This is a genomic window from Methylobacterium sp. W2, from assembly GCF_020662345.1.
Lineage (GTDB): Bacteria > Pseudomonadota > Alphaproteobacteria > Rhizobiales > Beijerinckiaceae > Methylobacterium.
The window spans coordinates 1-12,070 of the sequence record NZ_VMOA01000005.1; the positions used below are offsets into that span (position 1 = coordinate 1).

Genomic DNA, 12,070 nt, shown 5'->3' on the forward strand with positions numbered 1-12,070 from the left:
GGCCGGTGCCGAGACTTGGGCCGACCCGCCCGAGGGGGCCGCCGCGTTCTGGGTCGCCCCCTGGGGACCGGAGGCACCGGGACCGTTGGGGGACGTCGGCCCGCTCAGGCCGGAATCCTTCTGCGTCTCATTGCCCGAGGATTTCTGCGATCCCGAGCCCGGAGCGGTGACGGCCGTGCTCGACTGGGCCGTCGCCGAACCGGACGCGGCCGGCTGAGCCGGCGCATGCAGGAACGCGGTGAGCTCCTTGCAGATATTGGCCGGCTTGCCCGCCGATTCGGCCGACGCGATCGCCGGAACCATCGCCATTACCGCCGTCACGGCGGCGATGGAAAACCCTCTGATACCCGAACCCATCATGTCACGGCCCTCCCGAGGCCAGCCGCCGTATCTGCGACAGCGCGATTGACCAAGGAAGGTGCGCGGGACGCGGGACGTGTCAAGGGCGGCGCAGCGCGCCCCATCGTCGGGGACCGGCCGTCATCGGGCATCGGCATTGGGAAAGAAGAGCTGCTCCCCACCGATCCGGTAGCCAGCGATGGCCGCCTGGCCCGGGCCTGAGACGAGCCAGTCCACGAAAGCCTGGGCCGCCTTCGCCTTCACATGCGGATGTTTGTCCGGGTTCACGACCATCACGCCGTATTGGTTGAAGAGGCGCTTGTCGCCTTCCACCAGGATCTTGAGATCGCCCCGGTTCTTGAACGACAGCCACGTGCCCCGATCGCTGAGGAGGTAGGCATTGGCGGCCGAGGCGGTGTTGAGCGCCGGCCCCATCCCCTGGCCCACATCCTTGTACCAATCGCCACGCACAGCGCCGAGATCGAGACCGGCCTCCTTCCAGTAGCGCAGCTCGGCGCTATGGGTGCCCGAGCGGTCGCCGCGCGAGACGAAGGGCGCCTTGGCGGCGGCGATTTTGCGCAGGGCCTCGACGACGCTGGCGCCGGCCGCACCGGCCGGATCGTCCTTCGGGCCGACGATGACGAAGTCGTTGTACATCACCGGATAGCGCTTGGTGCTCCACCCCTCGCCGACGAACTTCTCCTCGGCGGCGGTGTCGTGGACGAGGGCGACGTCGGCATCCCCGCGTCGGGCCGCATCGAGGGCCTGCCCGGTGCCGAGGGCCACCACTTTCACGCCGATGCCGCTGGCCTGCGTGAATGCCGGCAGCAACTCCTTGAACAGGCCGGATTGCTCGGTGGACGTGGTGGAGGCCACCGTGATGGTCTCGGCGGGTTCGGCGACACCCGGTACCGTCGACAATCCGGAGACGGCAACGAAAAGGCCGAGGCTCAGGAGAGAGCGGCGAAGGAGGTCCATGGCATTTCTCCGGTGAGATAGGCCCGCGCCTGCGGCGAACGGGGGGATGACAGGGTGGTGCGCACGGGGCCGTGCTCGACGGCGCGCCCCCCGGCGAGGACGACCACATCCTCGGCCAGACGCATGACCTGACCGAGATTGTGCGAGACCAGCACGACCTTCGTCCCGGCCGCCGCCATCGATGCCACGAGATCCTCGATGACACGGGACGAGGCCGGATCGAGATTGGCGGTGGGCTCGTCGAGCAGGAGGAGATCGGGCGCCCGCGCCCAGGCCCGCGCGAGGGCGAGGCGCTGCTGCTCGCCCCCCGACAGGCGGGTGGCCGGAGCGCCGGCCCGTTCGGACAGCCCCACATGGCGGAGCGCGGCCCGCACTCGTTCGGCCCGCTCAGCCGCGCCGAGGCCGAGCGGGGCCAGGGCCAGCGCCACGTTGGCGGCGGCGCTCGCACGGACGAGGCCGGGCCGCTGGAACACGAAGGCGGTGCCCGGACGGGTGCCGGCCGATGGGCCGATGCGGATGGTCCCGCCCGTCGGCGCCAGCAATCCGTCGATGAGGCGCAGGAGCACGCTCTTGCCGGCGCCGTTCGCACCGATGATCGCCGTGATGCCGGCCGACGTCACCGACATGTCGACGCCCTTGAGGATCGCGAGGTCTCCCACCCGGTAGCGCAAACCTTCGATGACGATGGGAAGCGCCGCGCTCATCCATAGGCTCGCATGGCATAGGAACGCAGCAGCGAGGCGGTGGCGCTGACGGCGAGGACGATGGCGATGAGGACAAGGCCGAGGGCCAAGGCGAGGGGCAGGTCGCCCTTCTGCGTCTCGAGGGAGATCGCCGTCGTCATGGTGCGGGTGTGCCCGTCGATATTGCCGCCGACGACGAGGACGGCTCCGATCTCCGAAATGGCGCGGCCGAACGCGGCGAGAATCGCCGTCACCAGGGAGAAGCGCGTATCGTAGATCAGGATCGCGGCCCGCCGCACGGGTCCGAGGCCGAAGGAGCGAAGCTGCTCGCCGAGATGCTCCTCCGCATCGGCGACGATCTGGCGTGCGAGGGCGGCGATGAGCGGGATGACGAGGACCGTCTGCGCCGCGATCATCGCGCCCGGCGTGAACAGCAGGCCGAGGCTGCCGAGGGGACCGGACCGGGACAGGATGAGGTAGAGGACGAGGCCGATGACCACCGGCGGCAGGCCCATCGCCGCGTTGAGGCATCCCACCACCAGTTTGCGCCCCGGGAATGCCGCCACGGCGACGAGGGCCCCGAGGGGCACGCCGATCAGCGTGCCGAGCCCCACCGCCGATAGGCTCACCCGCAGCGACAGGCCGGCGATGGCGACCACCTCCGGATCGAGCGCGGCGATCCGCTGGAACGTCTCCTCGAGGGTCTGAAGCATGGCTCCGGTGCTGTGCGCGGTTCGTGTCTGGCGCAGAAACTCCCGCTGCACGGTGGCGCTTCGAGAAAAAGCCGACCGAGACCGGGAGTTTTGTGAGGCACGCTCGCCCCCTCATGCTACCGCTGTCAGCGCCAGTTCAATAGGAAACGGATTGCCTATGAAGGTCGGGTTGCTCCTCGACGGGACCATCGCGGCGGCGGACCGGCAACTCGCCTTCGCCCCGACCCTGGCGCTTCTGGACGCGGTTTCCGCCGAGGGCTCGCTGCGGGGTGCCGCGGCGCGGCTCGACCTGTCCTATCGCTCCGCCTGGGGCCGCTTCCAGATCTTGGAGGACGCGCTCGGCCAGCCCGTCATCCGCAAGACCAAAGGACACGGCACCGTGCTGACGCCCTTCGGCACCGCGTTCCATCAGGCGCTCGGCGCCGCATCACGGGCGAGTGGTGAGATCATCGCACGCGAAGAGAGGCGGTTGGAGGCGACGCTCACTGGCCTCCTCGGACGCGCTGCCGGCCCCCTCACCTTCGCGGTCAGCCACGATTCCGTCCTGCTCGATGCCCTGCGCGAGATGGGCAGCATCGCGGTCACCATCGCGGGGAGCATGGACGCGCTCTCGCACCTGAAGGCCGGACGGGCCGATGGGGCGGGGTTCCATTTCGGTGCGGCCCTGCCCGATCCGGGCTCGGTCTTCGCCGACATCCTCGCCGACCCGGCCCTGCTGACACGCCCGGTCCTGCTGCGCGAGCAGGGCCTGATGCTCCAGCCGGGCAATCCCTTCGCCGTGGCCGCCATCACGGACCTCGCCACGGGCGGCATCCGCTTCGTCAACCGGCAGTTTGGTGCGGGGACGCGGATCTGGTTCGACCGACTCTGCGCCGAGGCCGGCATCAGCGGACGCGATATTCGCGGCTACGAGACGGAGGAGTTCACGCATCAGGCCGTCGCGGCCCTGATCGCGTCCGGGGCGGCCGATGTAGGGATGGGCACCCGCGCCGTCGCGGAACGGTTCGGGCTCGATTACCTGCCGCTGGGCGAGGAGACCTACTTCCTCGCCGTCCGCACTCTCGTCGGCGACGAGCGCCTGGACGCGATCGCGTCGAGCATTCGGCGACGGGCGGAGGCCACGCCCGGCTACGCCTGAGTCGGAAAGCCGCGCGCATGCACGGCCACGGGCGGGAGCCGGGACGGCCCCCGCCCGGTGGTTCGAGAATCAGTGAGCCAGGATCTTCGACAGGAAGGTCTGCGCGCGCTCGGAGCGCGGCTTGTCGAAGAAGTCGTCCTTGGTGGCGTCCTCGACGATCTCGCCGCGATCCATGAAGACGACGCGGTTGGCGACCTTGCGGGCAAAGCCCATCTCGTGGGTGACGACCATCATCGTCATGCCCTCGCGGGCGAGCTCGATCATCACGTCGAGCACCTCGCCGACCATTTCCGGGTCGAGGGCCGAGGTCGGTTCGTCGAACAGCATGACGATGGGGTTCATCGACAGGGCGCGGGCGATGGCGACGCGCTGTTGCTGACCGCCGGAGAGCTGGCCCGGATATTTGTGCGAATGCGCCGAGAGGCCGACCCGCCCGAGGAGCTTCAGGCCGCGGTCATGGGCATCGTCCTTGGCCCGTCCCAGCACCTTGCACTGGCCGAGCATCAGATTGTCGATGATCGACAGGTGGGGGAACAACTCGAAATGCTGGAACACCATGCCGACGCGGGCGCGCAGCTTGGGCAGATTGGTGCCCTTGGCCTGGACGCCGATGCCGTCGACAGTGATCGCCCCCTTCTGGATCGGCTCCAGGGCGTTCACCGTCTTGATCAGGGTGGACTTGCCCGATCCGGAGGGGCCGCAGACGACGACCACCTCGCCCTTGGTGACCTGTGTCGTACAGCCGTTGAGGACCTGGACCGGGCCATACCACTTGCTGATGTTGTCGATGGCGATCATCGGCTTCGCCGAAGCCTGGGGATCGATGGCGGACATGACGGATCCTCGAGAGCTTAGCGGATGATGGCGACGCGGCGCTGGAGACGCCGGACGAGGGTCGAGGCGGTGATGCAGATCACCAGGTAGACGGCGGCGGCGAACAGATACATCTCCACGAGACGGCCATCGCGCTGGGCGACCTTCGAGGCGGCGCCGAGGAAGTCGGTGAGCGAGATGACGTAGACCAGGGACGTGTCCTGGAAGAGCACGATGGTCTGGGTCAGCAGCAGCGGCAGCATGTTGCGGAAGGCCTGCGGCAGGATCACCGTCCGCATGGTCTGGCCGTAGGTCAGGCCGATGGCCTGCGCCGCCGCCGTCTGGCCTTTCGGGATCGCCTGGATGCCGGCGCGCATGATCTCGGAGAAGAACGCCGCCTCGAACAGGGTGAAGGTAACGAGGGCCGAGGTGAAGGCGCCCACCGAGATCGGCCGCGACGCGCCCGTCATCCATTGGCCGATATAAGGAACGAGGAAGTAGAACCAAAAGATCACCAGCACGAGGGGCAGCGACCTCATGAAGTTCACGTAGATCTTGGCCGGGAGCGCCAGGGCGGTGATCCCGGACAGACGCATCATCGCGATGATGGTGCCGAGGATGATGCCGCCCGAGGCGGCAAGCGCGGTGAGCGTCAGCGTGAACACCATTCCCGTCCCGAACAGGTACGGCAAGGATGAGAGGACGACTCCGAAGTCGAAATCCGTGAACATCGGTCCTCTAGCCCCGTCTGACGGTCGCGAAGGATGGGGAGAGCGATCGCGCCATCATCAGCGCGATCCCGGGACGGCGATGCGGGTCTCGAGCTTGCTCGATACCGTCACCACGATCAGGCTGATGCCGAGATAGATGACCGTCGCCGCCGTGAAGGATTCGAAGACCTGGGAGGAGAATTCCTGCATCGAGCGTGCCCGAGCCGTGAGTTCGAGCAGGCCGATGGTGAGCGCCACCGAGGTGTTCTTGAGGTTGTTCAGGAACTCCGAGGTCAGCGGCGGCAGGATCACCCGGTAGGCATTGGGCAGCAGCACGTAGCGATAGGTCTGCCACGTGGTGAGGCCCAAAGCCGTGCCGGCCATGCGCTGACCGCGCGGCAAGGTCTCGATGCCGGTGCGGACCTGCTCGGCGACGCGGGAGGCCGTGAAGAAGCCGAGGCAGATGACCGCCGTGTAGAACGACGAGTTCGGCAGTTGCTTCAGCCAGGTCCCCCAGGAGCCGGGCAGGATCTCCGGCACCACGTAGAACCAGAGGAACATCTGCACGAGGAGCGGGATGTTGCGGAACAGCTCCACATAGGTGGTGCCGACCCGTTGAGCCCCCCGGCTCGGAAGGGTGCGCAGCACCCCGATGAGCGAGCCGAGGGAGAAGGCGATGATCCAGGAACAAAGCGCCGTGGCGATCGTCCAGGAGAGGCCGGAGAGAAGCATGTCGGCATAGGTGCCGGTGCCTTCCGGCGACGGTTCGAAGAAGATCCGCCAGTTCCAGTTATAGTTCATCGCCTGTCGTCTGCTCCGATGCGGCGGCTTAGTAGGCGGCCGGATCGGCGCTGTCGCTGGGCGACTCGAAGGCCTTCTTCATGGGGTCGCTCATGGGAAGGCTGAGGTTGATGCCGCGCGGCGGGATCGGCTTGGTGAACCAGGTCTCGTACAGGACCTTGCCCTCGGGGCTCTTGTAGAGCTTGGCCGTCGCTTCATCGACCACGGCCTTGAACGGCGCGTCGTCCTTGCGGAGCATGATGCCGTAGGGCTCGGGCTTCGACAGGGCCTCGGTCGAAATCGCGTAGGCACCGGGCTCCTTGGAGCTGGCGGCCAGCGAGGCGAGCAGAACGTCATCCATGACGAAGGCGGCGGCGCGGCCGGTCTCGACCATGAGGAAGGCTTCGGCGTGATCCTTGGCGGGCAGGATTGTCAGGCCGAGGCTGCGGGCGGTGTTGGCCTCGTTGATCTGGCGGATGTTGGTGGTGCCCGAGGTGGACACCACGGTCTTGCCCTTGAGATCCTCGATCGTGTCGAGCTTGGCCGACTTCTTCGCCACGTAGCGGGTGGCGGTGAGGAAGTGGGTGTTGGTGAAGGCCACCTGCTTCTGGCGGTCGACGTTGTTGGTGGTCGAGCCGCATTCGAGATCGACGGTGCCGTTGGCGATCAGCGGGATGCGGGTGGCGGAGGTGACCGGATTGAGCTTAACCTCGAGCTTCGTCAGCTTCAGGTTCGTCTTCACCGCCTCGGCGATCTTCTTACAGATCTCGAAGGCGTAGCCGACCGGCTTCTGGTCGCCGTCGAGGTAGGAGAACGGGACCGAGGCGTCGCGATAGCCGATGGTGATTTCGCCGGTCTCTTTGATCTTCTTGAGGGTGCCGGTCAGTTCCTGGGCGCCGGCACCGGATGCGCCGAGCGTAATGCCCATCGCCGATGCGAGGACGACCGCCGCCGACAGAGCGACGGACCTGTGATGACCAAAATGCATGTGAAGGCTGGCTCCCGGAGGGGTTCTCGCCGATCGGACGACCGGCACGTGAGGCTCAACGTAGCAGCGGTCTCGCCCATCGCAATCGGTGAATGAGGCCTCACCGGAGATGTCAACCGCTCGACGACGTTATAGCAATCGGCGTGCCGCGCGCGCGACCGGGATCCATTTCGGCGAGACATTGCCCCGCCTTTGAAAGTCTAACGGGCCGGAGAAGACGTGGGCATCGCGGATCGCCACAGCACATGAAAAAGGCCCGGCTGCAAAGCCGGGCCTTTTTCGGAACATCTTGAATGATCGTGCGGGATCGGAGCACGGCTCCAATCCCGCCGAGCATCGATGCTTAGAAGTCGCGCTGAACGCGCATACGCACCTGGTAGGTGTCGTCCGCGGTCACGGTGCGAACGGCGCCGGAGGCGATGTTCGCAGCGTTGACGGTGCCGCTCGACTGAGTGCGATCCACGACACGACCGTTCTGGACGCCGACCTTGGTGTAGAAGCCCTCGACACCGATATCGAGGTCCTTCACCGGCGACCAGATCAGGCTCGCGCCGGCGACGATCTGGTAGGTGTCACGCAGAACCGGGCTGACGTCGAAGGAGGTCTGGCCAGGAATGCCGGTGAACTGAGTGGTCGCACCGTTGGTCTGGAACGCCGCTGCGTTGGCGGCGCGAGCGCCACGGGCGAAGGAGAGCTCGCCGTAGCTGCCGAACACGGCCGAACGCCACTCAGGCGACCAGTAATGCAGGAACGAGCCAACCACCGTGAAGCTGGTGGAGGTTTCGATCTTGCCGGTCAGAGGGTTCAGCGTGGCGTCGGACATGAAGGGATCGAAGGCAGCGCCGTTGATGGTGCTGGCAATCGAGGTGTAGCTGCCGTTGTAGGACGAGTAGCCCGTGTAGAGGGTCGCACCCTCACCGTAGGCTCCCTGCAGGTACAGGGTGTCGCCGGGAGCGATGAACGGGGTGTTGATCTTCACGCCACCCTGGACAGCCCAGCCGTACTCGCTCGAGGGATGTCCGGTCACAGCAGTCCCACCAAGACCGGGAACCGAAGCTATACCGAAGGTAGATCCAGTGGGATTTTGGACGTTGATTTCCTTGACGGCAGCTGAGATCTGAGCCGAACCCCAGGCAGCATCGTAGCGCAGAACGCCAACGAAGTCGGGCATCCGGTTACGCTGCGACACGTCGTAGTTCTGGAACGTGTTTGTTGCACCGAGTCCGACGAGAACCGGAGACGGAGCGCCAGTGACGCCAGTCGCCCCGAAGGTCTGCGAGTAGACCGTGTTGCGACGGAAGGTCGGGTCTTCGAGCGAAACGGTGGCCGAGAAGCCTTCACCGAACTTGGCCGAGTAGGCGAGCAGGTTGGTGGACTGAACATCGGAGTTCAGGGTCGCGCCGGCGAACTCGAAATCGTGGGCGTAGAAGTCGAAGAACGAGGAAGCGCGACCGGCGGTGAGGCCGGCGAACTGGATGAACGCCTTGTCGGTGTTCACGAACTGCTGGTCGCGACCGGCCTGATCCTGGCCGGTGGCGCCGAAGGCGGAGCCGATACGCTCCTGAGTGCCGGAGCGGAGGCCGCCGGTGCCGCCGGTGCGCGAGGCGAACTGGATACGGGTGAAGGCGCGCAGGGTGCCGTAGGCCGTCTGGGTGCGGGCATCGACGTTGATGCGGGCGAGGCCGATATAGCCGGTCGTGTCGCCGTTGCCAGCGCCGGTGCGGCTGTCCGTCGGCTGGTAGCCGATGTCGAGGCGGGCGCGGCCCGAGAGACGGATGCAGGTATCCGTTCCGGGGATGTAGAAGAAGCCGGCGCCGTAGGCGCTGCAGACGCGGACGTATTCGATCGGCACGGCCTTCTTCACGGGAAGATCGGCGGCATGCGCTCCAGCGACCGACGCAAAGGCTGCGGCGGTACCGAGGAGTGAGCTCTTCAAGAGCTTCATTGATATCTCCAAAAGCTTCGAGACCCGAGGGACAGGCAACTTCAACCCGGCACGGACCGGCGTTCGTTTGCCTTTATTTGTTAGCCGGCAGGACTTGAGCGCCCCGTTCCGACCGTGCCCCGGGGTTTCCCCAGTGCGTATTCACTCTGTGCGAGCGGGTTCCTGCGAGCAACTCGGAATCGCGGATGCCACATCGGTTCTGAACTGCTGTGGCGGCGCTGCAACGTTCGTCAGGCGGCAAACCATGTCATCGCCGGGGTCAATTGATGTGCAGAAAGAGGGCTTGGAGAAGAAACGCAATGCATCCTGCGGTGCTCTTGGGATCAATTGTTCCTGCCAGCGCGCCCTTTGCTTAGTTTTTGTGCTTCGCACCGTCACCGAACCGTCACGAAGCCCCCCTCGGCCCCGATCCAGCGGCGGCCTTCAAGCCGAGGGGCCGTTCCTCCTCACGCGGGAGGGACGGGTCATTGCCTCGAGTTCGAGCAGGTGATCGAGCTGGACCTCGGTCAGAAGCCCTTCCTCCAAAACGATGTCGGCGACCGGGCGATTCTCCGCCAGGGCGCGCTGGGCGACCCTCGAACACGCCTCGTATCCCAGAGCCGGCACCAGGGCGGTCACGAGGCCGATGGAACCATGGACGAGGGAGCGGCAGCGTTCGCGATCGGCCTCGATCCCTTCGATGCAGCGTTTCGTCAGGGTATCCACCGCGGCGGTGAGCATGCGCAGCGAGCTGAGGACGCAATACCCGATGGTCGGCTCGAAGGCGTTGAGCTGGAGCTGCCCTCCCTCGGCGCAGAGGGTCACGGTGAGGTCGTGGCCGATCACCAGGAACGCGACCTGGTTCACCACCTCTGGAATCACCGGGTTTACTTTCCCCGGCATGATCGAGGAACCGGCCTGGACCGCCGGCAGCCGGATCTCGCCGAACCCGGTGCGCGGCCCGCTCGAGAGCAGGCGCAGGTCGTTGCAGATCTTCGAGAGCTTCACCGCCACGCGCTTCAGCACGCCCGAGAACAGTACGAACGCGCCGAGATCGGATGTCGCCTCGATCAGGTTCGAGGCGAGCACCATCGGGTGTCCGGAGATGCGCGACAGCTCCTCCACCGCCAGGGATGCATAACGCGGGTCCGCATTGATGCCGGTGCCGATGGCGGTGGCCCCGAGATTGACCTCGCGGAACAGCCCGACGATCTCGTTCAGCCGGGCCACATCCTCCTTCATGGTGGCGTGGAACCCGTCGAATTCCTGGCCGAGGGTCATCGGCACCGCATCCATCAGTTGGGTGCGGCCCATCTTGAGAACGTCGGCGAATTCCACGGCCTTGCCCTTGAAGGCGTAGGCGAGGTCGTCGAGGGCCTTGATGAGGGGCTGGGTCGCGAACATGACGGCGAGGCGCAGGGCGGTCGGATAGGCGTCGTTGGTGGATTGCGCCATGTTGACGTCGTCGTTGGGGTGGAGCGCCTCGTAATGCCCCAGCGGGTGCCCCATCAGTTCCAGGGCGACGTTGGCGATGACCTCGTTGGCGTTCATGTTGGTCGAGGTGCCGGCCCCGCCCTGGATCGCATCCACCACGAAGGATTCGGCAAAGCGCGGCTCGGTGGCGACGAGGATGCAGGCGCGGTCGATGGCATCGGCCTTGTCGGCGGAAAGGTAGCCCAGCCGCCGGTTGGCGCGGGCCGCCGCCTGCTTCACCAGGGCGAGGCTTTTGACGAATTCGGGAAAGTGCCCCACCGGCACGCCGGTGATCGGGAAGTTGGCCACCGCGCGCTTGGTGTGGATTCCCCAATAGACGCCGGCCGGCACCTCGCCGTAGCCGAGGAGGTCGTGCTCGGTCCGCGTCTGCGCGCCCTCCATCTCGACGGTCCGCACGGTGGCGACGGCGATGTTCTCGGCCGGCGCCTCGGTGGGCTTCTGCGTGTCCGTCGCCATCGGTCGTCTCCCTCGCGCCACGCTCGCGGCGGCACCGCCGAAGGCCACATGCGGCGGCGGAGCCGTCAAGCGCCGTGGGCGGGCAATCCTGACATCGGCTCAGTCCTGAAGCCCGATGACCTGGAAATTCGTTCTCAGCTCGTCGGACATCGGGACGTTCAGGCGCTCGCCGTTCGGCAACCGCTTGAGGAACCAGCGCTCATAGATCCAGCGCAGCTCGCGCGACTCGGCGAGACGTTCGAAGGCGGCGTTGACCACGCCGGCGAATTGCAGGTCGTCCTTGCGGAACATCAGGCCGTAGGGCTCGAAGGAGAGCTTGTCCGCCAACACAGTATAGGACGCCCCGTCCGGGCCAGCCGCCGCGATGAGGCCATAGAGCAGGACATCGTCGAGCCCCAGCGCGTCGGCGCGGCCGTCCCTGACCATGGCGAAGGATTCGGCATGGTCGCGGCCCGTGACGATGCTGGCGGAGAGGTTCAACCGCGCCATCAGCGCGCGCAGGGCCGCCTCGTTGGTGGTGCCGGCGGTGACCGCGACGGTTTTGCCGGAGAGGTCGCGATAGGAGCCGATGGACCCGCCGCGCTTCACCAGGAGCTTGGTGGCACTGAAATAGGTAATGGGCGAGAACGCCACGAGCTTGCGACGCTCCGCATTCGCCGTGGTCGACCCGCATTCGAGGTCGATCCGGCCCGAAGTCAGGGCGGCGATCCGGGTTTCCGGGGTGACGGGCTCGTAGCGGACGGCAAGATCGGTGCGACCGATCTCCTTGCCGATGGCGTCGACCACTTCAAGGCAGAGATCGATGGCGTATCCCACCGGATGCCCGGCCGCGTCCTTGAACGAGAAGGGCAGCGAGTTTTCGCGATAGCCGAGGGTGACGGAGCGCGATTCGCCGATCTTCTTCAGCGTTCCGGTAAGAACATCGATGGCGGCGGCGGGTGCGGTGCCCAAGGCGAGCACCAGGGCGCCGGCGACCGCTGCCATCATGCCCTTCGCGTGCATTGTCCGTGTCCCATCATGCCATTGCGGTTGCGGTCGGCGGCGAGCGATGCCG

11 protein-coding genes and 1 pseudogene are annotated in these 12,070 nt (G+C 66.5%); 1 reads left to right on the forward strand and 11 read right to left on the reverse strand.

The genetic code is table 11. From position 1 onward, the window contains the following. The 4 genes and pseudogenes from FPV16_RS03890 to FPV16_RS03905 form a co-directional block, all read right to left on the reverse strand. Positions 1-360, reverse strand: a pseudogene (locus FPV16_RS03890) (hypothetical protein); the annotation flags it as partial. 120 nt (positions 361-480) lie between these two features. After that, positions 481-1,317, reverse strand: coding sequence for a substrate-binding domain-containing protein (locus tag FPV16_RS03895; RefSeq protein WP_227436236.1), 837 nt, complete (start codon positions 1,315-1,317; stop codon positions 481-483). After that, positions 1,290-2,021 (reverse strand): ATP-binding cassette domain-containing protein, encoded by a 732-nt coding sequence (locus tag FPV16_RS03900; RefSeq protein ID WP_227436238.1) that lies wholly within the window; start codon positions 2,019-2,021, stop codon positions 1,290-1,292. The genes FPV16_RS03895 and FPV16_RS03900 overlap by 28 nt, the downstream gene beginning before the upstream one ends. Next, positions 2,018-2,713: an ABC transporter permease gene (locus tag FPV16_RS03905; protein ID WP_227436240.1), complete on the reverse strand. Its 696-nt coding sequence runs from the start codon at positions 2,711-2,713 to the stop codon at positions 2,018-2,020. The genes FPV16_RS03900 and FPV16_RS03905 overlap by 4 nt, the downstream gene beginning before the upstream one ends. Positions 2,714-2,870: 157 nt before the next feature. On the opposite strand from FPV16_RS03905, the gene FPV16_RS03910 reads away from it, so the two are divergent. Next, positions 2,871-3,851, forward strand: coding sequence for a substrate-binding domain-containing protein (locus tag FPV16_RS03910; RefSeq protein WP_227436242.1), 981 nt, complete (start codon positions 2,871-2,873; stop codon positions 3,849-3,851). A 69-nt stretch (positions 3,852-3,920) separates the two neighbouring features. Here the strand turns inward: FPV16_RS03910 and FPV16_RS03915 are convergent, their stop codons facing one another. From FPV16_RS03915 to FPV16_RS03945, 7 genes are all read right to left on the reverse strand, one after another. Then, positions 3,921-4,649, reverse strand: a complete 729-nt coding sequence (locus FPV16_RS03915) for an amino acid ABC transporter ATP-binding protein (protein ID WP_198290855.1) — start codon at positions 4,647-4,649, stop codon at positions 3,921-3,923. 53 nt (positions 4,650-4,702) lie between these two features. Beyond that, complete coding sequence (locus FPV16_RS03920) at positions 4,703-5,395, reverse strand: amino acid ABC transporter permease (protein WP_018044823.1); 693 nt, start codon at positions 5,393-5,395, stop codon at positions 4,703-4,705. Between the two features lie 57 nt (positions 5,396-5,452). Beyond that, a complete protein-coding gene (locus tag FPV16_RS03925; RefSeq protein ID WP_056257514.1) occupies positions 5,453-6,175 on the reverse strand; it encodes an amino acid ABC transporter permease in 723 nt (240 codons plus the stop codon). A 28-nt stretch (positions 6,176-6,203) separates the two neighbouring features. Further along, positions 6,204-7,142, reverse strand: coding sequence for an amino acid ABC transporter substrate-binding protein (locus FPV16_RS03930; RefSeq protein WP_413629173.1), 939 nt, complete (start codon positions 7,140-7,142; stop codon positions 6,204-6,206). Between the two features lie 343 nt (positions 7,143-7,485). Further along, positions 7,486-9,087: a porin gene (locus FPV16_RS03935; protein ID WP_227436244.1), complete on the reverse strand. Its 1,602-nt coding sequence runs from the start codon at positions 9,085-9,087 to the stop codon at positions 7,486-7,488. A gap of 423 nt (positions 9,088-9,510) precedes the next feature. Next, positions 9,511-11,016, reverse strand: a complete 1,506-nt coding sequence (locus FPV16_RS03940; RefSeq protein ID WP_227436247.1) for an aspartate ammonia-lyase — start codon at positions 11,014-11,016, stop codon at positions 9,511-9,513. 99 nt (positions 11,017-11,115) lie between these two features. After that, the gene (locus FPV16_RS03945; RefSeq protein ID WP_227436249.1) at positions 11,116-12,018 is read right to left on the reverse strand and encodes an amino acid ABC transporter substrate-binding protein; all 903 of its coding nucleotides are present in this window, start codon (positions 12,016-12,018) and stop codon (positions 11,116-11,118) included. Between the last annotated feature and the right edge of the window lie 52 nt (positions 12,019-12,070).